Annotated in this window: 16 protein-coding genes; 2 read left to right on the top strand and 14 right to left on the bottom strand. The window is 50.7% G+C overall.

The genetic code is table 11. From position 1 onward, the window contains the following. Window positions 1-73: 73 nt before the first annotated feature. The 3 genes from HYT76_01460 to HYT76_01450 all read right to left on the bottom strand — a co-directional run bounded on the left by HYT76_01460 (window position 74) and on the right by HYT76_01450 (window position 3,250). A complete protein-coding gene (locus HYT76_01460) occupies window positions 74-655 on the bottom strand; it encodes a hypothetical protein (protein ID MBI2082213.1) in 582 nt (193 codons plus the stop codon). Between the two features lie 151 nt (window positions 656-806). After that, window positions 807-2,231 (bottom strand): S8 family serine peptidase, encoded by a 1,425-nt coding sequence (locus HYT76_01455; protein ID MBI2082212.1) that lies wholly within the window; start codon window positions 2,229-2,231, stop codon window positions 807-809. 38 nt (window positions 2,232-2,269) lie between these two features. After that, window positions 2,270-3,250, bottom strand: coding sequence for a GGDEF domain-containing response regulator (locus HYT76_01450; GenBank protein ID MBI2082211.1), 981 nt, complete (start codon window positions 3,248-3,250; stop codon window positions 2,270-2,272). A 100-nt stretch (window positions 3,251-3,350) separates the two neighbouring features. Here HYT76_01450 and HYT76_01445 point away from each other — a divergent pair, with 100 nt between their 5' ends. Then, complete coding sequence (locus tag HYT76_01445) at window positions 3,351-3,569, top strand: DUF378 domain-containing protein (protein ID MBI2082210.1); 219 nt, start codon at window positions 3,351-3,353, stop codon at window positions 3,567-3,569. Here the strand turns inward: HYT76_01445 and HYT76_01440 are convergent. The 3 genes from HYT76_01440 to HYT76_01430 are packed head-to-tail and all read right to left on the bottom strand — an operon-like array spanning window position 3,566 to window position 8,096. Next, a complete protein-coding gene (locus tag HYT76_01440; protein ID MBI2082209.1) occupies window positions 3,566-4,621 on the bottom strand; it encodes a serine/threonine protein kinase in 1,056 nt (351 codons plus the stop codon). The two genes, HYT76_01445 and HYT76_01440, sit on opposite strands and share 4 nt — an antisense overlap. Window positions 4,622-4,681: 60 nt before the next feature. Continuing rightward, entirely contained in the window at window positions 4,682-5,722 is a 1,041-nt protein-coding gene (locus HYT76_01435) for a class I mannose-6-phosphate isomerase (protein ID MBI2082208.1), read from the bottom strand. After that, window positions 5,685-8,096, bottom strand: a complete 2,412-nt coding sequence (locus tag HYT76_01430) for a hypothetical protein (GenBank protein ID MBI2082207.1) — start codon at window positions 8,094-8,096, stop codon at window positions 5,685-5,687. Before HYT76_01430 ends, HYT76_01435 begins: the two co-directional genes overlap by 38 nt. 105 nt (window positions 8,097-8,201) lie before the next feature. Between HYT76_01430 and HYT76_01425 the strand changes: the two genes are divergently transcribed. Beyond that, window positions 8,202-9,551: an MFS transporter gene (locus HYT76_01425; GenBank protein ID MBI2082206.1), complete on the top strand. Its 1,350-nt coding sequence runs from the start codon at window positions 8,202-8,204 to the stop codon at window positions 9,549-9,551. Here HYT76_01425 and HYT76_01420 read toward each other — a convergent pair. The 8 genes from HYT76_01420 to HYT76_01385 form a co-directional block, all read right to left on the bottom strand. Next, window positions 9,548-12,076, bottom strand: coding sequence for a hypothetical protein (locus HYT76_01420; GenBank protein ID MBI2082205.1), 2,529 nt, complete (start codon window positions 12,074-12,076; stop codon window positions 9,548-9,550). The genes HYT76_01425 and HYT76_01420 overlap by 4 nt on opposite strands. Window positions 12,077-12,145: 69 nt before the next feature. Then, complete coding sequence (locus tag HYT76_01415; GenBank protein MBI2082204.1) at window positions 12,146-13,585, bottom strand: hypothetical protein; 1,440 nt, start codon at window positions 13,583-13,585, stop codon at window positions 12,146-12,148. A 321-nt stretch (window positions 13,586-13,906) separates the two neighbouring features. Next, a complete protein-coding gene (serS, locus tag HYT76_01410; protein ID MBI2082203.1) occupies window positions 13,907-15,181 on the bottom strand; it encodes a serine--tRNA ligase in 1,275 nt (424 codons plus the stop codon). A gap of 9 nt (window positions 15,182-15,190) precedes the next feature. After that, window positions 15,191-16,222: a thioredoxin domain-containing protein gene (locus tag HYT76_01405; protein ID MBI2082202.1), complete on the bottom strand. Its 1,032-nt coding sequence runs from the start codon at window positions 16,220-16,222 to the stop codon at window positions 15,191-15,193. Between the two features lie 125 nt (window positions 16,223-16,347). Beyond that, entirely contained in the window at window positions 16,348-17,769 is a 1,422-nt protein-coding gene (gene glnA, locus HYT76_01400) for a type I glutamate--ammonia ligase (GenBank protein MBI2082201.1), read from the bottom strand. A gap of 82 nt (window positions 17,770-17,851) precedes the next feature. Beyond that, entirely contained in the window at window positions 17,852-18,190 is a 339-nt protein-coding gene (locus HYT76_01395; GenBank protein ID MBI2082200.1) for a P-II family nitrogen regulator, read from the bottom strand. A gap of 11 nt (window positions 18,191-18,201) precedes the next feature. Then, window positions 18,202-19,614: an ammonium transporter gene (amt, locus tag HYT76_01390; protein ID MBI2082199.1), complete on the bottom strand. Its 1,413-nt coding sequence runs from the start codon at window positions 19,612-19,614 to the stop codon at window positions 18,202-18,204. 45 nt (window positions 19,615-19,659) lie between these two features. Then, window positions 19,660-20,769 (bottom strand): porin, encoded by a 1,110-nt coding sequence (locus HYT76_01385; GenBank protein ID MBI2082198.1) that lies wholly within the window; start codon window positions 20,767-20,769, stop codon window positions 19,660-19,662. Window positions 20,770-20,921: the final 152 nt, after the last annotated feature.

Genomic DNA, 20,921 nt, shown 5'->3' with positions numbered 1-20,921 from the left:
AACCTGTTGAGATAGGATTGTCTACGACTTCGCAGGAACTAGCTAACACCCTCTTCCCCCTTCGCAGCTAAAATTAATCGAATCGTCCGGCTCGACGAGCCCGGCAGCCATCTAACTGCAAGGCAAGACGTCGGTTGCAACTCCCCCGATCACCACTTCGCAACAGACAAAGTTTGTGTCGGCGATGTGCATCCTGCTCGCAATGGTAGAGTCCAACAGCAATCCCTTCACCATTGAGCCCATTCGATCCATCCACCAGTCCATCATGATCGGTGTCACCCTCTGAATAACGATCCTCATCAAAATCAGAGTCATATGGCGCGTCACGATTCCCTTGGCATCGATCCAAAACTCTTTCTGCCCTTCGGTTGCAGTAATTAGGATCCTTGGCTAACAAGATGGCATGATTCGCCTCACAAAACTGCCTCGTGATCCAGGCACGATACTCACAACTCGTTATATATTCCATTAATGATCTTTCATCGATTGAATCGAGGGGCGAAGATCGATCGGCATCATCCACGAGACCATCCGTATCGGTATCCGAGTCGAATCGATCACTCTCTAGCTCTATGCCACCACCATGATCACCATAGGCGATCTGGATAGAGGTGGTTACTAATAGAATCGATAATATCCCAATCAATATTTTCATGGCGCCTCCTTACGGTTGGCTAGAGATTCTGCAAGATCGTGACCAGACCAAAAACAAGACGAGGCATTTCCAGCAAGTTACTGAATTCCATATGGTTTTATTCATGATTCATCGGAATGAGGCAATCTCTCCGCCCTCAAAACTGGGGATATCAAACATCAAGTTGGGGAGAGGGGGCTGAAACATTTCTTGTTTTCGCATGAACCAGCGAGCACCCTCCCCCACCCCCGGCAGCAAGGGTGTCCGGGGGGTTATTATCATCATCCTCTTCATTGGCAGGATCGGCAGAAAGCAATCCTTCCTCTTGAGAATCGGAATCGACGTTCAAGGCCTGAAGAAGCTTCAAGGCACTCAATCGGCCACCGGAGTGGATCTGTCCGGAGAGGTTTTCCTCTGGCAGTGCCTGATCGAGAAAAAGGGTTTTCAATCTTGAGGGAGAGAGGTTCGGGTTGAGGGCCAGTAGTAACGCGGCAACACCACTCGCATGCGGTGTGGCGGCGCTTGTCCCACTGAATTTGACATAACGATTCCCAAGACCTGTCGTGAGGACATCCACACCAGGGGCAGCGATCAGGACGGAGGAGTTTCCATAATTTGAAAAATCGGCAAGTCGACCCTCCTCATCATGGGCGGCGACAGCAATCAGATTCGGCAGGTCATAGCTGGCCGGATAGACAGGATCCTGATCCAGATTTTTACCGTCATTGCCGGCGGCGGTGACAAAAAAAATCCCCTTCTCTTTTCCTTTTTTGATTACCTTCTCGAGGATTTCGCTTCGTCCCCCTGACTTGAGGGCCCAGCTCATATTAATGATCCGAACCTTGCGTGCGATTGCATAGTCGATCGCCTCGAGCGCCGCTGAGAGGGGGCCTTCACCATTTTTCCCAAAGATCTTCAGAGGGAGGATCTGCGCCTTCCAGCAAATTCCGGAGAGGCCGGTGTCATTGCCCGCAACAGCACCGATGATTCCGGAGACCTCTGTCCCATGTCCTGTGAGATCGTTTGGATCAGCGTCATCGCTGTAAAAGTCATACCCTTGGACGTCATCGATGTATCCGTTGTCATCGTCATCACGTCCGTTATCGGCGATCTCGTTCGGATTGTGCCAGATCGTTTCTATGAGATCCGGATGATCTTGCTCGATTCCTGAATCCAAAACAGCAACAAGAACCTCTTCGCAACTGTTTGAGAGTTCCCACGCCTGATCCATCTCCATGAGGTCATAGTTGTAGAAGCTTTCCCACCGCAGGAATAAGGGATCAGCAGGAAGCGAGGAACTTTCAATCGGATAATTGGGTTCGAACTGGAGGATGGAAGGATCTCCCTGAAACCTTTGAAGCATCGCCTCGACCTGTTGGGAATCGATCTCGAGCGTAAAATAATTTTGAAGCGATTCCGAGCTGCTTCTGATCGGCGCAGCCCCTTCATAGGGAGGAGGCTCGCCGATCGTAGAAATTTCAGAGGCGTAGTGGAAGATAAAGGGGAGGGTCTCTTGGCTGTAAAGATAGTTAACAGGCAAGGCACTGATGACTAAAAGAATGACAAAAAACCGCCTCCAATTCGATAAAAAAGACATACGAACCCCCTATGCAAGATAAGGTGCAGAAGAGGTCGCTAGACGTGTGTTTTTTGCAGGAGTTTTAGATGAGGGTGGCTCAAAGAAAAATCAGTCTCTGACTCGGAGAAGAAGGTGTAGCGATTACCCCCCTCGTTTTTGGCCAGATACATTGCAAAATCGGCATTTCTTAAAAGCTCTTTGGAATCCTGGGCCGAATCAGGGAACAAGGCGATACCGATACTTGCGGTGAGTCGGTATCTCCTGTCATAGAGGCGGTAAGGCTCTTCAATTTTACCAAGAATACGTGTTGCCACATGCTGTATATCGGTTTGTGTCTTCGGCCCGTAGAGGAGGACGATAAACTCGTCGCCACCGAGGCGTGCAATCGTGTCTTCCTGTCGGACCGAGGTTTGAAGCCTTTGGGCAACTTCTTTCAGAAACTGATCACCCACCTCATGGCCCATCGTATCATTGATCTCTTTGAAGCGATCCAGATCGATGAAAAGGGCGGCAACAATCTGGCCTTGCCGCTTCGCAAGGGAGAGGGACTGATGGAGTCGATCCTTCAGGAGAAGCCGATTCGGAAGGCCTGTCAGGGGGTCATGCATGGCGAGGGTCTTTTTTTCCTCCCATGCCTTTTCCCATTTCTCCACGATGCTTTGACGTTCAATGGCGAATAGGGCTGTCCTTTTCAGGGCCTGGTTATTGAGGTTCCCCTTGATAATGTAGTCTTGTGCCCCTTCTTTCAATGTCTGAAGCGCGATGTTTTCGTCATTAAGACCGGTCAAGACAACAATCGCTGTTTTCGGTGCCGTTTTTTTGATGCCTGAAAAGGTATCAAACCCCTTGCTGTCTGGGAGGGAGAGGTCGAGGAGAATCAGGTCATACATCTCTTTCTCGAGTTTTTGGGTTGCCTCTGAGAGGCTCTGAGCGACCTCGATCTGCCATTGATCTTTGTCTCCTTCAAAAGACTCTCTTACGAGATAGACGAAGTCATTGTTATCCTCGACCATCAGAATATGAACAGGGGTCAACATAGGAGTGGAATTTTAACACTTTTTCGAGAGGAAGGGACAAAATTCTTATTCTCTTTTGGGCTTAATAGCGCTATAAATTCAATCCAAAGGGGGGCATCGTATGAAAAAACTCTGCAAGGTCTGTAAAATCGTCGGGGCGATCGCTGCCATCGGGGCCTTAAATTGGGGCTTGGTCGGACTCTTCGATGTTGACTTGATCGCCATGATCTTCGGCGAGATGTCAACCGTCTCTCGGGTTGTCTATGGAATTGTGGGACTCTCAGGGGTGATGTTGCTGGTTAGCTTTTTCAAAGTCTGCCCGAAGTGCCAAGCGGGTTAAGAATAACGCGACGCAGGAGAGTGGAGCGATATTGAAAGATCTCCAGGGAGCGGTTTCTCCGCCTGCTTGGGCTTGAAGTCTGAGGCGTAGAGTTCCGGAGAGAGCTGCTGGAGGTAATTCCTCAAGGTTTGGTTCGTTGGTCCATACCCCTTGTGGTATAGGTGATATTCCAGATCATACCCCATGTCGGCTGCTTCCTGATAACGCTGGTTTCGATCGATCTTCAGTGCCTTGAGGACGATCGCCTCGAGCTCTTTGGGGACCTCTTCATTCAATGTCCTGACCGATAAAATCGGTTGATTGACGACCTTGTCCAGAATCGCTTCGCGATTCCGTCCCTGGAAGGCCCGCTCTCCCGAGAGGAGCTCGAAGAGGACGGTTCCCAATGAAAAAAGATCCGACCGGCAATCGATCGCATCCCCCTTGATCTGTTCCGGGGAGACGTAAGCTGCCTTCCCCAGCCCTTCGACGAGATCCCCGCGGATCAGACCCTTCGCCTTCGAAATTCCAAAGTCGGTAATCTTGACCTCTCCCTCTGTCGAGATCATCAGATTTTTTGGACTGATATCGCAGTGAACGACCTGCAGAGGACGCCCCTTATCATCGGTTCTGGAATGCGCATATTCAAGTCCACGGCAGACACGGCTTGCGATGAAGGTCGCTACCTCTATCGGGATCTTTTTTCCTTTTTCATAGTGTTTGATAATGAAGTCCCTGAGGTCGATTCCCCGCACGTACTCCATCGCGACGTAGTAGGTGTTTTCAATCTTTCCGAGCCGGTATATTTGGACAATGTTTTGATGAACCAGACGTGCCGCGAGTTTCGCCTCGCCGATAAAAAGCTCAACAAAGTTTTTTGAGTCGGAGATATCTTCCCGGATTGTCTTGATCGCGACCTGTTTCTCGAACCCCTCCGCGCCGAAGAGTCGCGCTTCGTAGACGATTCCCATCCCCCCTTCGGCGATCTTTCGGGTGAGTTGGAAATGATAAGCGTCGTTAAACTCTTTTAGGGGGGTCTCGGGGAGCTTGTCGTCGTGGCGCAAAATCTTCATTAAAGAAGCTCCTAACTAAGGCTGTAGTTTACTCCAGATAGGGGAAAAGACAAAGATAAATTAAGGAATCTTGGCCAGGAGGGTAAATGACTCTGGAGTTGACGAAATGATGCTGTAGCGCCCCACAGCGGCTGGGATGATCGCTGATTCCCCCTGGTTCATCTGGATTTGGGAAGAGGTAGTTTTAATTCTCAGCTCACCCTTGAGAACGGTGATTCCATGAAATCCTCCCGAAGAATCCCCTGTGGCAGTCGCCCCCCTTTTCAATTCGATCTTTGAGACCTCAAAATACGGGGTCGATAAGAGGCGATTTCCATAAGGCTCAATTTTTAACTGCGAGAGGAGTTTCCCTCCCCAAGGAAGATTCCAGTCGGTTGCGGCGACGGCGTCTTCTTTGTGGAGCTGACGCGGGTTCCCATTTTTATCTCTCCGATTGAAATCAAAATAGCGGTAGGTCGTTGAAGAGGTCTCTTGAATTTCGTAGAGAAAAAGTCCAGGTCCGATCGCATGCGGGACACCGGCCTGGACGAAGTAGACATCGCCTGGCTGAACGGGAACAAAATTCAAAAATCGGGTCAGGTCGCTCCCATCCTCTAATGCCGATTGGGCATCTTTTCGAGTAACGCCTTCTTTAAAGCCAAAATAGATACCCGATGGGGAAAATCCCCCTTTGCCCCCCTTTGACAAAGGGGGATTGGGGGGATTTTGTGAAGTTTCGAGAATAACCCACGCCTCATTTTTGGAATGCTCGCCAGGTTTCAGACCGGGATAATCGGCCTTTGGGTGGACCTGGACCGAGAGCCAATCTCGGGTGTCCAGCAGTTTGACCAAAAACGGAAGTTCGGGGCCGAAGCGATCAACAATCCTTTGCCCTAATAAGGAGATCGGATCTTGTCGTATCAGCTCGTTCAATGAAGTCATGCCAACATGGCTTGGAAGTTCTGGGTGTCCAGAGATCTCCCACGACTCGCCGATGATGGTTCCCTCGGCGACTCCTAGATGATTTTTGAGATCGGCGATTCGGGTCCCTCCCCAAGGGGTTCTTTGTGGGGAGGTGAAATTGTTAAAGCGAAGCTTGAGTGGAAGAGATAGAATCGACATAGTCTTCAAGCGTGTCCAGATCCTTTCCAACCGACTCAAACTGCCGGAACCAGTCCTGATGTTCCTGTACGAGCCTCTCAAACCTCTTGTGGTCCTGGTAATTGGCATAATAGGCGGCGACAGACAAGGCCATCGCGAGCTCGATGACGGTGCTATCTTGGTACGTCAATAACTCCCTGCGCACCTCACCTCGAAGTCGTCGTTTCGCCTCTTCAATGAGTTCTCCCAAATGATGTTCGACCCCGCCCACCTCCTCCAGGCTTAATCCTGTGTAATCGCCGTCCTGTTCGCCCACATAATATTTTGCGAGCAATTGATACGAGATGCCAACAGGCGAGTAGGGGGAAGGACCGGAGAAATCGACCCGTTTCAAGAGAGGGGCGACCGTCTCCGCCAGATGGTCGAGATTAGCGACATGACGGTTGTAACTCCCAAGACCGCCATGTACGACATGGGGGCCGATATGGTAATTGGCAAACTGATCAAGCGAATCGGCACAGATCGCCTCAGCGTGATATTTCTTTCGGAAAAGTCCCTGACTCGCGAGGAGTGGAAACATCTTCGAGATGTACGGTTCTGTCGCATATTTCCAGACACGGTCAAAAATCATCGCGGGTGCGGTGTCAACTCCCAACCGGTAACGGAGGAAGAGTCTGGGAATCGTCAGAGGGGCCCTGATGATTGAAAATTGCGCATTCTGCCACAAATCCTCTCCGCAGAGCAGCCAGGCGGCACCGATGACGACCGGTGCTGTCGCCACCTCCTGCAAGAACCAGTAGAGCATGAATCCCCCTCCGCCGAATTGACTGCCAATCTTCACTTGACGGAATCTTTGCGCACCAAGCCTGACAACCCCTGTCCCGACCCCTTCTGTAAATAATGATGAGAATTCAGTCCCGCCCATCATTGTTGTGAGCATGTCCCTCTGTTTGGGGGAAAGATCACTTCCTAAGGCTTTTAGAGAGGCGAAATCGGGTCCACCCATGAGCTTCGTGAGCCTTGCCCTTCGTTCCGAGAGAAGGAGATCCCCAAGAACTCTTCCAGTATCTCTCTCACAAAGACGACCCATTTCATCGACCCAAACGGTGTTGTTCTGGTTGCTCGAAGCCAGAAGTTTTTTGACAAGCTGACTCTCATCTTCAGAAATCAGACGGGCCTGGTTGTCCCGGAGCCGTCGCTCCAGATTTGGATGGGGGGCTCCTTTGATTCTGAGGAACTTTCCAACCCGAGTTTCTGATACCCAATCGAGTGTCTTCATCCACCACTGATAATCCTTGGCCCGTCTTTGGTGGCCCCAGAGAGAGACCTTGTGAAGACCTCCTTCATAAACGAGTGTGGGGGACCGCCCCTCGCCTGATTCAACCCAGACCGACCTGAGGAATTTTTGACTCCGTCTCTTCGAGAGCCAGTCACGAAGGTGGCGGGCACGGTAACTGCCACAGACGAGACTGATCGCCCCGTAACGATTCGCCACATACCACCAGTTTGTATCGTTCAATGGCTGGCTCGACTGGTGCTGGATCATCACGTCGTAGAGACGATCAATAATCAGAAGCATGTGGCTTCCTGACTTATCGGCACCGAGGTGCTGTGTCCCGATCCGATTCCAAAAGAGCATCAGCGTGAGTCCTCCGAGAGGTGAGAGTTCATGTTCATACCCAACCGCCTTTCGGGCGGCGATCTCGATCGCAACAGTCGGGAGGGCAATAGCGCCCCAGTGGTGGGCCAGCCAGTTCAAAAACCTCATCGCCGGATTTTTATTCCAAAAACCGTTATGATACGGCTTGACTTCCCATTCCTTTCCAAAAAGAAGCGTCTTAACTCTCTGGCGGTCCTTGAAAAGTCCCTGGAAAAACTTTGTGTGTGGGACAAGCCCAAAGCGGATCGCAATCCCTCCGACCACGGAACCGATCGCAATATGAACCCAATAAGGTTCTTCCTTGATCGTTTTCTCTTTTTCACAGGAGGCAGGTCGCCACTGTTTCTCTCTTTCTTGCGCCTCCGCCTGCGCCGGCCAGAAGAATTGAAAAACCATCGCCCCGATCATGAGTGGGGTTCCGTAGCGAGGGGCAACAAATGTCGTGGCGAGGGCCCCCACTGAGAGGGCGATGCCGAGGGTTTCTCCTGCGGAGAGGGTTTTTACTGGTAATGCTGGTGGAGTCTCTTGAGGATGCGTAAAAGGATAACTTTCAAAACCGGATGAAATGCGAGGCAGGCCGACCGAACGCGACGCAGGCGTACTTAATGGTACGTCGAGGAGCTGTGAGGGAGGCCAACGAAGCAGTTCGCCGGTTGTGAAAGGGGTCCCAAAATATTCAGGCCGAGCAAGGGTAGGGGTTTGATAATAGGTCTCTCCTGGGCCTCTGACAGCCACTCCACCTCCCAAGTTGACAAAAAAGCTGAGGGTCCCCTAACACCGCATCATTCGTGTGCCAACAAAAAAAGTTGCTTCTCAAAACTCCATAAAGTACAAGGCTCTATGCTCCGTAAGGCCTTCTCCTTCATGAAGCTGGCGCCGGCTATTCCGCGTCTCTCCGGCACATCAGAACAAATCGCAAAAATCTATCGTTATTGGCGGATTCGAGCCTTCTACGCCGTTTTTTTTGGTTATGCCTTCTACTACGTCTGTCGAAGCAATCTCTCGGTCGCGATGCCGATCTTGAGACAGGATCTTGGTTACACTAAGACACAGCTTGGGGCGATCACATCGACCTTCTATATCATCTATGCCTTCTCCAAATTGATTAACGGTCCCCTCTGCGACCGCTCCAATCCACGCTACTTCATGGGAATCGGTCTCCTCCTCGGGGCGATCGCAAATATCTTCTTCGGTTTTTCCAGCACCGTCTTTTTCTTTACCCTTTTCTGGGCGCTCAATGGGTGGGTCCAGACGATGGGGTCTCCGAGTGGTCCGAAAACAATGTCAAACTGGTATTCCATTTCAGAACGAGGGTCCTACTACGGTGTCTACAATACTTGTCATTCCGTCGGGGCCTTTGCGATCCTCTTTGCCGGGGGATTTATGGTGGAACATTGGGGTTGGCGGTATGGATTTGTTGTGCCGGGCCTTTTCTGCGTACTTGGTGCCTTTTTTATCATGAAGCGTCTTCCCGACCGTCCGGAGTCGGTCGGACTCCCCCCAATTGAGGAATACCATGGAGAACGTTCCCCCGGAGAAAAGGACTACGCGGAAGGAGAGACGATCTGGCATACCGCATGGCATTATGTTTTAAAAAATCCGAGGATCTGGCTCCTCTCTTTTGCAAGCCTCTTTGTCTATATTATTCGTTATGGACTTCTCGATTGGTCCCCTCTGTATCTTGTTGAGGCAAAAGGATCGAGTGTCGGATTTGCGGGGCTCAAAGCGAGTGCACTCGAGCTCTTTGGGATACCGGGCGGAATCGCCGCCGGATTTATGTCAGATAAGTTGTTTGGTGCCCGTCGGGCACCGGTGGCAGTGATCTTTCTGATCGGTGTTGCGGCCTCAGCGACGGCACTTTATTTTATCCCGCCGGGGCACGGTGTTCTCCATGCCTTGACACTCGGGCTGGCTGGGTTTTTTACCTATGGACCTCAGATGCTTGTCCCTGGATTAGCTGCGATTGATTACGCCTCCCGAAAGGCGGCGGCAACTGCAGTCGGGTTGACTGGCTTTATGAGTTACCTTGGGGCGACGATGACAGGTTACTTGAGTGGATGGCTTGCAGACAATTACGGGTGGAAAGGTGGATTTATCTTCTGGGTCTCCTCAGCCCTGATCGCTGCTGTTTTGATGGCCTTTCTCTGGAATTCGAAGCCACAGATGAAAAATAATCGAAAACCGGCCTAGGTTGCTTCCGGATGCTCAAGTTTACTGAACAATTCAACTAATCCAAGGTTTTTATCAGCAGGAGTTCGGATTTTCTTGAGGTCTTCGAGCCGGATGATTGCCTTCTCAAGCTTCGTATCGGTTTCACAGAGTTCGATCTGATCCCAGTAATCCTTGAAAGAGGATCTGGCGAGAAAATCGGCAAAGGGTTTGTATTCGGCATGGTCCTTTGATCGGTAGGCAAACGATTTCACCATCAGCGAAAAGTGGTAAATCGACTTTTGTTGCTTCTCTCGGTCCCAGGTCCAACGACTGGTCCTCCATTCGGCATCCTCCGCTCCGAGTTGCCGTTCAAATTCTGCTAAAAAGGCGGCGAGGCGCTTCGGGTGATTTTTGGCAAGTTCAACAAAGTAGCCTTGGTGCTCTTTTTCGTCAGAGAACTCCATGGGACTTTCCGAGTACCAGCTCTTTCTTTGGAGGGTATGATACGTCGGGCCGAGATGGAATCCGGGGGTTCGTCCCGGTTCCGGTGCAGGAGGCCAGAAGAAATTGTATCGATACCACAAACCACCAAAGTCATAAGAGCAGCGATCAACAAAAACATCCCACGCCTCTCGGGCGGATTCACGACTTCCACGAGCCGCCTCGGCAAGCAGCCGGTTTTCTTTCCCCTTGTAATCTCCCTTGCCAGCGAAGATGTCCGTCACCTGAAGACTCAGATAATTTGTGCCAATACCCAATACCCTTTCAACAAACTGGCGAAATGTCGTCCCAAGCGCCCCGCCGGCGCTTCGTGGTTCGAGATAGGCACTGATCAGGAAACCGGGGACATTCGTGAACGCCCCATTGAGTCCATAATAGACCGCCTTCTGGAGGGCGTAGTCCTCACTCGCATTGAAGAGTCGCTCGTCCTTGAACAGGAGCCCGATCCCGTAACTCATCACGGCAGAGATACAGGTGGCAAAACCAAGCCCCTTGATCCCTCCCCAAACTCCGGCCCCTCGCAGAAAATCCGGTTTTGCGAGACCGCCGCGATAGAAACCAAAGAACGGTTGGCCATTCATGGAGAAGGGAAGGCGACGAAGAAATGGAATATGACCAATAATCTGTCCCAGTGGGGAACGCTCGGCGTAATTGAGACCATAGGTCCAGTAAGACTGGATGAAGAGACTTAAGACAACATCTTCATATGCCCCCACCGTCCTCTGGATATCAAGGAGATCATCGGAGTCGGCATCCCACTTGCTGATCCCTGTCTGGATCAGTTTCTGGATCATGATGATATCCATCGCATAGGTCTGACCGATACCGAGCTTTTGGACGTAGTAGTTAGTGCCGATGATCATTGAGACCATCCCCACCTCATGGGTGGTCGAATCCTCATCACTCAACTTAAAGAGGCCGAGACCGATCCAGAAGAATGGGCGATGGGCGAGACGAAACTCCTCGGTACCAAATCGCTGGCTCAAGAATTCGGTAGCCTGGAGGATTTTCCTTAAGAAAGGCCCCAAAGGCTTGTCGGCCCTCTTGCGAACTGACTCCGACTGTGAGGCGAGATAGAGATGTCTTCGAAAGCGCTTTAACCAGAGGAGTGGGTGCTGATCGAGGGAGACCGCGCCCAAATCAGCAAAATCTTGCCCGATCGATTCAAGACCTCGTGCGATCCCTCGATCGATCGGACGGGCCGTAAAATCGTAGGCGGCGTTGAGGGGACGGCAGAGGGCATCGAGCACCCCTTTTTCCGGCTTGTAATGGAGCGCCTGTTTCAGTTGGCCAACAAGCTCTCTCCGGCTTTCTCGCTTCCACATCTCAATCGCCCGTCCGATCTGTGCTCCATCGAGGGCTGCTCGTTCACCCGGTGAAAGGAGTCCTAAAAGCTCGTCACAGAATTCATCTCCTTCACCATCGACCAAGGTCATTGCCCTATTTAAAACTTGCCTCGCAACACGCCGATCAGCCCGGGCCGCGACGTCAGCGATTTCAGAAAAGGCGGTTCTGTGCCATTCCAGCAGGATTGGTCTTAGAGCCTCTTTAACCGTCTCGCGCCCTGAAGCTTCTTCAATAACCCTTCGCTTGGCGGAGTTTGTCAGGAGGCCCCCAAGGAATTTTTCGTCTGGAACACCACCACTTTTTCGAATAGCGCTTGCAATCTCTTCCCTCGTCGAACCCCCCCTGATTGCCTCAAGTAGCGAATCGTAGCTGGGTGATTCATCGAGGAGGGTATCAAGAAGCTTATCGATGCGGGCCGATTCTGTTCCAGGCACTATACTTTTTGTGATTGAGGGACTGAGGCCACATTCCTGTCGAAACGCCTTCGCAAAATAGCGTGTACCTTCCAGGACCGAGCCTGCCCCTTTTCTTCTGAGGAGGAGGTACGTTAATGCGGTGACTGTGGCTGCAGTTGAGAGATATAAAAAGGTTGAGGATTCAGGATCCTGCCTGTGTAGGACATCAAGTCTTGGTTCTAAACCAGCGGTGTGAAATGTATAGTCATCTCCGGGGAATCGCTCCTTAAAATGCGAATCTAAAGGAGTTCTAACAGTCACTTACGATACTCCCCGTAGTTTTTTCCCCAGCCGCCTTCTTAGTTGGTGTGGATAACCCTGACAACCTTTTTATGAAGGGGCGCTCACTTTTACGTTCAAACCATGAACGGACTGTGTGAATCCATAATTTAACCATTTTAAACTCCTCTCCCATTCCTTCTTTTCAACAATCGCCTTGAATAAAATAAGCCCCCTCTTCTGATAGTCAGAGAGATTCCCAAGTCTTTCCTGTTCCTCTTGAATCTGTATGACAAATTGAAGTGCTGCGAGACGTTCTTCACTCAAATTTCTGACGGTTTCTTCAAACGTCCTCAGATATTTTTCGTTGTAGAGATAAAACTGATTCCCGCGATCCATCTGCCACGGGTTCCACCAGTCGGTCATCTGTCGGACAAAGATTTCGCGGAAGATATGATGCGCGATTTTTTGATCCTGAGGAGAGCCACATGTCCCCTGGAACTGATCTAATGAATCGAACAAATCTTCCTCCCAATGTTTCTGTTTGTAACGCGGATTCCAGAAGAGTGTTCCGGCAGCGTCAACTGCCATTCCGATGATCCAGGCGTAGAATTCGGCTGCAGGCCCCTCTCCCCCCTTCATCATCCGGATGGGCCACCCAACAAAGTTATACGCCCCTACCTTCCAGAGACGATGGGGCCCCCAGTTTCCTCGATCCATTCCGATAAAGTGGGCGATTCCGATCTGGTAGAGATAATAAGGGGTGAGCCAGATCAGTCTCAGCGCTGACCCTCCAATGCCAAAAATCGGTTTTATGAGATTCCCCTCGCTAAACCCTTTCACGATCGTCGGATTCTGAAAGCAGGCGAGGGGGCGAATGACGGTCTTCAGCCAACCGGGGATGAAGCGTCTGTAACCAGCGCCGATTGTCTTGTCAATGAAGTAGCCGAATGGGCTTGGGGAAAATTGCGCCTTGTAATTCAATCCAAGCGATCCGGCGATTTTGGTTCCAAGGTCAGGTCTCCAGAATCTCCGGCCGTGGATTACAGAGTGCGAGATCCAGTCTCCAAAGGAGGTCACGAAGTGATACCGAAACGCCTCATTGTAATCCATCTCGACCTTGTCCCCCCACCGAGAACCGGCAAGGAGCCGGAAGAGATGATAGGTCCCGATACTAAACGGGATCGCAAGATCTCGGCCAAAGGTGCTGAGACCGAAGAACCGGGTAAAGAGAAGGTTCGTCGCAATCAGTCCACCATAGAAACCCCACCAGTGGTCGAGTGATCCTTTTTGCAGTGATTCCTGTTTTTCGTGGTTTAACTCAACCAGTGAGGATCGAGAGGATTCGGTCAGAGTCAGGTCCCGAAGAAAGGCAATCCCTCCCAAGAGACGGATTAAAATGTGAACCGGTACTGTCAGTGAAGGGTGAGAACGAGAGATCGGGATTCTTTGGGTTGTATAAACTTTCCAGATCTTCTTAATTCCAGAAATAATTGAGAATTGAGAGGCTGGGAGAGAAGTCGATGGGCCCAAGAGAGAAAAATCCCTCAATGAAAAGGGAACTCCGAAAGATGGTCGAATGATTGATGAGACCCCCATAGTGTCGACGCTGTATAGCTCGACTGGTCCTCAATGGGAGTTGCCCCCAAATTCTGGGATGCTGAGTCCTCTATTAAATGGTATCCAGTTGCTTTGGGAGCTATTTCCGGGTTATTCTTTCTGGGAGCTGGTTTCGTAGCAGACGAGAAGGGAGACAGAAATGACTGACATTGACATTCTTTTCCTTGGTTTAGCTATCTTGGGCGCTCTCTCTCTCCTCATTGTCTGGCTTATTCCAAACAAACCATCCCAAAAACACCGAACGCCTTGAAGTTAACCAATTCTCTCAACGCCGAGGTACGGCTGAAGTGTCTTAGGAATTTTGAATCCTTTTTCATCCTGAAAATTTTCCAGGATTGCGGCGACGGTCCGGCCGATTGCGAGGCCGGAGCCATTTAACGTATGAACGAGACGCGGTTTGCCGCCATCCTTTGGTTTGTAGCGCGTATTCACGCGTCGTGCCTGAAAGTCTTCGAAATTGGAACAGGAGGAGATTTCCCGATACGCCCCCTTCCCTTCATTTTGCCCCGGGAGCCAGACCTCGATGTCATAGGTCTTCGCCGAGGCGAAACTCATATCACCGGAGCAAAGGGTCACAACACGGTACGGGATCTCCAGAAGTTGCAAAACCTTTTCGGCGTGGGACAGTAATTTCTCAAGCTCCTCATAAGAGGTCTCCGGGGTGGCAAACTTCATGAGCTCTACCTTGTTAAACTGATGCTGGCGAATCAACCCCTGCGTGTCCTTGCCGGCGGCCCCTGCCTCACTCCGAAAACAGGGGGTAAAGGCGGTGACAGAGATCGGAAGCCCTTCTTCCTTCAAAACTTCATCCTGATAGAGATTCGTGAGGGGAACCTCTGCCGTCGGGATCAGATAGAGCCCTTCGGTCGTCTTGTAGAGATCCGCCTCGAATTTTGGGAGGTTGGCAGTGCCGGTCAGGGAGCGGGTATTTGCCATGGAGGGAGGCCAGATCTCTTCGTAGCCATGCTTCTGGGTGTGGAGGTCGAGCATGAAATTAATCAAGGCCCGCTCGAGCCGTGCCCCAAGACCTCGATAAACAACAAACCGACTCCCCGCTATCTTCGACGCCGCGTTAAAATCTAGAATTTTGAGGGTCTCACCGATCTCCCAATGCTCACGAGGTTTAAAGGAAAACTTTCGGATCTCCCCCCACTTTCGGACTTCTTTGTTGAACGAGGCATCCGTTCCAACCGGAACGGAAGGATGGGGAAGATTGGGGAGGGTCAGAAGAATTTCATTAATTTTCCCCTCGATCCGGGACGACTCTTCTCCGATCTTTTTCACGCGGTCGGCAACGACCTTCATCTTTTCCATCAGGTCATCGACCGGTTTTTTCTCTTTTTTACGAAGGGGGACCTCCTTCGAAACCTGATTCTGCTCAAATCGAAGGTCGTCGAATTCTTTTTGGAGTTTTTTCCTTTGATCGTTTAGGTGCTCAAGATCAGAGGGGTCAAACCGGAACCCCTTCTTGGCCAAAGACTCACGAACCTTCGGGATGTTTTCGAGGACGAATCGAATATCGAGCACAAGAAACAGTTATTGCTGCGAGAGCTGCCCGTCAATAATTTCCTTAAACGCCTCGAACGGCCGTGCCCCGGACAGTGGCCGGCCGTTAATAAAAAAGGCTGGCGTCCCTGAGACACCGACATCCTGCCCCTCTTGAACATTCTGTCGAATAAGGGAGGCAAATTTGCCTGAGCTCATACATTCCTCAAAATTATTTGTTTTTAACTGAATCTCAGAGGCATATTTTTTGAGATCCTCTTCGGTGATCGCCCTTTGATTTCCCCAGATCTTTTTATTCATCTCCCAATACTTCCCCTGATCCCCCGCGCAGTGAGCCGCTTCATGCGCCTTGAAGGCGTTTTTGTGGAAGGAGAGGGGGAAGTCCTTAATGACGTAGCGAACCTTCCCCTTATATTCCTTTAAGACCTGGTTGACGGCGTCGCGCGCTCGACCGCAAAAGGGACACTCATAGTCGGTATATTCCACGAGACGAATTGGGGCGTCTTTTGGTCCAAGGGCCGGGGCATCCCCCTCCGGGATTTCAAGCTTCGGAGCTGCAATAAGGTACTCCACCTTCGCCTTTTTCTTGAGTTGCTCGACATAGGCCTGCATCTTTTCCTGATTTTTCTGGCCCATCAGCATCGCCTTGATCCGGGGCTTCATTTCATCAATTCCCTTCCCGCCAAATCGATCCTTGTTGTCGTTATAAAATTTCTCGACCTCTTTATCGGTCACATTTGTCTTGTCCGTTACATTCTTCTTGATCAGTTCGGGTGCAGGGACCCCCTGCTTTTTTGATTCCTCTTCGAGAAGTTTTTCCTGAACGAGTTGATCGATCGCTTCTTTGCGTGCGTCGTAGAGATCAATCTCCGCCATCACGAGTCTCGTTCCGGCAATCTTTCGGATCTGATCCTCTGTAATGACTTCGTTGTTGAGTTTGGCAAGCGGTGCGCCTGTCCCCGGAACGACTGCGTTGGATGAGGCGTCCGCCGATGGTTCTTTCTTCATCTGATTGCATGAAACGAGAAGGGCGCATAGAATGCCAAGAACGATTGTTTTCATGACGGAATCTCCTTTTTAAAATAAATGAGACGTAAGTGTAAGAGAATTACGAATAAAAGTAAATAAAGATATCAGAAGAGAGATTGGGGCATCCCGCGACGCGGGATGCCCCTACGACAGGGAATCTATATGTCGAAGTACAACGCAAACTCGTACGGAACCGGACGAAGTCTTACAGGATTCAATTCATTCTCTACTTTATACTCGATCCACTTCTCGATGAGATCCTTCGTGAAGACATCTCCCTTGAGCAGGAAGGATTGATCTTCCTCGAGCGCCTTGAGCGACTCCTCAAGCCCACCCGGCATATGAGGGACCGTAGCGAGCTCTTCAGGAGAGAGGCTAAAAAGGTCCTTATCAAGTGGCTTTCCGGGGTCGATCCGGTTCTGGATCCCGTCGATGCCAGCCATGCAAAGTGCGGCAAAGGCCAAATAACCATTGCAGGATGGATCTGGGAAACGAACCTCGATTCGCTTTGCCTTGGGCGAGTTGACGATCGGGATACGAATCGCTGCAGAACGGTTCCGGGCTGAGTAGGCCAGATTGACGGGCGCCTCAAAACCAGGGACGAGCCGACGGTAGGAGTTTGTGGTTGGATTCGTAAAGCCAGCCAACGCCTTGGCATGTTTCAGGATACCGCCCAGATAATGAAGTCCCATCTCTGAGAGACCACCGTATTTGTCACCGGCAAACAGTGGTTTATCCCCTTTCCAGATCGATTGATGGCAGTGCATTCCGGATCCATTGTCGCCGAAAATCGGCTTCGGCATGAAGGTGACTGTCTTGCCATGCCGGCGTGCGACATTTTTGAGGACATACTTGAACCACATCAGCTTGTCCGCCATGGGGGTCAAGGCATCAAACCGCATGTCAATTTCACACTGACCCGCAGTAGCGACCTCATGGTGCTGGCATTCAACGACGATTCCCAGCTTCTCCAGCTCCAGGACCATTTCTGAGCGGATATCTTGAAGGGTGTCGGTCGGGGGAACCGGGAAATAGCCTTCCTTGAAGCGGGGTTGATAACCGAGATTGGTCTGCCCATTTGTAAGCTTTTCCTGACCGGAATTCCACTTACCCTCTACCGAATCGATGAAATAGAAGCCGCTCTGGGAGTTCTGATCAAACCGAACCGAATCAAAGACAAAAAACTCAGCCTCAGGACCAAAAAATATTCGATCTCCAATTCCGGTTGATTTTACGTAGGCCTCTGCCTTGCGGGCGACATAACGCGGATCACGACTATAAGGTTCTTTCGTGATCGGATCGACGACATCAACGATCATCGTGAGGGTTGGGACCTGACAGAAAGGATCAATAACGGCAGTGCTTGGATCTGGAATAATTAACATATCCGAGGCGTCAATCGGTTGCCAACCTCGAATGGAGGATCCGTCAAAACCAAATCCATTTTCAAAACTGGATTCGGATAATTCACTGATCGGAACTGAAAAATGCTGCCAAACTCCAGGAAGGTCGATAAACTTGAAATCGACGATTCGTGCCTTGTTTTCCTTGGCAAAAGCCAGAACCTCTTTCGGTGTCATAGAAACTACTCCTTTCGTTATCTTTTTTAAATTTTAAAGTTGGCCTCGTAACACGCCGTTTTCAAGGTTGTCAATGAGGGGACTAAATGGCAGCCTTTCCTGTTTCTCCAGTTCTAATTCGAACGATTTCGTCGAGTGAGGAGATAAAGATTTTCCCATCTCCGATTTTCCCTGTTTTGGCTGTCTTCATGATCGCCTCAACAACAGGCTGGGCCTGTCCATCCTCCACGACGACCTCAACTTTTACTTTGGGAAGGAAATCAACGACATATTCAGCGCCTCGATAGAGCTCCGTATGTCCTTTTTGCCTCCCGAAGCCTTTGACCTCACTGACCGTCATTCCCTGAACCCCTATCTTCTGGAGTGACTCCTTCACCTCGTCGAGTTTGAACGGTTTGATAATCGCTTCAATTTTTTTCATAAACTCTCTCCTTATGCCCTTCCCTCAATGGAAGAGGCGGTTTGGAAATCAGGATACGCTCTATTCCCATGTTCACCAAAGTCAAGCCCTTCGACCTCTTCTTCAGCGGTGACCCTCAAACCGAGAACCAACTTGATGAGGCCCCACGCGATCGCGGAAACGAGAACAGTGAAGAGACCGACGGTGATGATTCCTGTCAATTGGGAAACAAGCTGTGCGCTCCCTCCGCCGAAAAAGAGCCCATCCTTAAAGGTGGCGGCTGAAAGACCGGCTGGCAGGACTGAGTGTTGAGCGAACAAACCCAACGAAAGCGTTCCCCAGATCCCGTTGACTAGATGGACCGAAAGGGCACCGACCGGATCATCGACCCGAATTTTATCGAACATCACAACCGACAGGACAACCAGAATACCGGCTATCGCCCCGATAGCCAATGAACTTGAAATGCTGACAAAGGCACAGGGGGCGGTGATCGCTACGAGACCAGCTAAAGTGCCGTTTAAGATCATCCCGAGATCAGGTTTGCCAAGCAAGATCCATGCGGTTGCTGTTGCCGTCAGGGTCGCAATCGCTGCTGCCATATTCGTTGTGACGGCGACATGCGCGATCGCGGAGGCATCGGCTGCCATCGTGGAGCCGGGATTGAAACCAAACCAGCCGAGCCATAGGATCAGACAGCCCAACGTAGCGGTTGACATATTGTGTCCGGGGACGGGACGAACCTTCCCATCCTTATACTTCCCGATACGGGGACCCAGAAAGAGGATACCGACCAGGGCACACCAACCACCCACTGAATGGACGACCGTTGAACCGGCAAAGTCGAAAAATCCCTTCGCCGCCAACCAGCCGCCCCCCCAGATCCAGTGTCCGGTGATCGGGTACATGATCCCGACAATCAAAAAGGAAAAGACAATGAATGAGAGGAACTTGATTCGCTCGGCAACAGCACCAGAAACAATCGTTGCTGCCGTTCCGGCAAAAACGAGCTGAAAAAAGAACTTTGCGAGGAGAGGAATTCCGGTCCAGTTCAGCGCTGTGTAGGCTCCCTGATACGCCTCACCGGTTGCCGGGCTATTATCGACGCCGGAAAGGAACCAGAGCCCTTCCTTTCCAATGAATCCAGTACCGTTTCCAAACATCAGTCCATATCCGACGACCCAATAGGCGATAGAGGAGACGGCAAAGACGATGAAATTCTTCGCCAGAATGTTGACGCAATTTTTTTCCCGACAGAAACCGGATTCAACGAGCGCGAATCCCGCATTCATCCAAAAAACGAGGAACGCGGTGAGCAGTGTCCATACCGTATCTGCGGCAATCTTGAGATCCCCTACTTCCTGGGCATGAAGGAAACCAGGAAATAACGCCACGCCCATGATGATTGTCGAGAGTGTAACAAAGAGTCTCTTGTGCCAGTTCATATCTCCTCCCTTTGAATAACCCCCTCCCTAAGGTGGGGGTTACACCTAAAATGAGTAGACCAATTGACTTGCGATCGTATCCTGGAATTTTCGGACCGCCCCTGTTCCTCTCAGGAAGGAATTGTTGTTCCCCTGATCATGGCGGAACTCAAACCGGAGATCGAGTCCTTCCATCAGATAAGTATGAGAGGTAAGGGTCCCCTCAAAAAGTTTTCCCGAGGCGGTTGCGCCGGCACCGACAGCTCCAAGGGCACCGACGTCGTCATCAAAGTATTCTGTGCGTAGTGTTAAGCCGAACATATCAGTCGCCTTCCAGTCGGCGTAGGCAGCGAGACCCTGCCAATCGGCAGCTCCATTACTACCCCCTGCCGCGAAGCCACCGTCACGGGCCCAGTTGTAATTTAAGGCCAGTGTCCAATCCTCCATCGGTTTGTAGATCAGCGAGGTATCCAGAAGAGATCTAATCGTCCTGTCATTTCCGGCAGTCTCTGGCCCAAACGTTCCACCCAAGAGAAATGTCCACTCATCATTTGGTTTTACGGTCAGCATCCCGTGGGCGGTCTTTCCGTTGTTGTTATCGAGGACATTGTTCCACCCATTAACAATACCGAGATCGAGGGAGACCATATCGGAGAAAGGATAAGTCGCGACGACCCCTGTGTGTGTAAATGGGATCGCGTAATTAAAGAGCAGGCCTCGTGAAATATTGTAATTTGAAGCGGCCTCGATCACCTCCATCCCATGCAGGGTCACAAACTTCCCGATCTTAAACCCAAGTCCATTTCCGACCTGGTTAGCCTTGAGCGCTACATAAGCCTGTTGGAGATCAAAGACATCGGTCGCTGCCCCAAAGCCGGCAGCATGGAAGAAGGTGGCATTACGCCCAAAATCGAGATCGGTTCGGAAGGTGACCCAATCGGCCGGGGAATTTTCCAACGCGATGTCAACGAGACCTATATTAAAGGTATTGGGATTTACATCAAAGACGCGATATCCGTTGGCTGCGGCAGCGGCCGCCGTGGTGGTTGGACGGTTAAAATTGTAGTTATAATTCACATCAACCGACCCCATCACCTTCGTCTTTTCCCAGAATGAGGTCGAGCCTTCATCAGCAGCGAAAGCCGGTGTTAGAAGGACCACGCTTACCAAGAGCATGAATCCCCATCCCATTGTTTTTATAGATCTCCCCATAGTCGTCTCCTCCTGTTTAAGTTTGGTTTATGAAATTAAAGATTCTATTTAAGATACAGGTAGCACAATTTGTTTATAGGTCAAATAAAATCTCATTGTATAATTAATTTAGTATA

Source organism: Deltaproteobacteria bacterium (assembly GCA_016180845.1).
GTDB lineage: Bacteria > UBA10199 > UBA10199 > JACPAL01 > JACPAL01 > JACPAK01.
The sequence above is the reverse complement of the archived record's forward strand: the minus strand, read 5'-3'. Positions and strand labels throughout refer to the sequence as shown.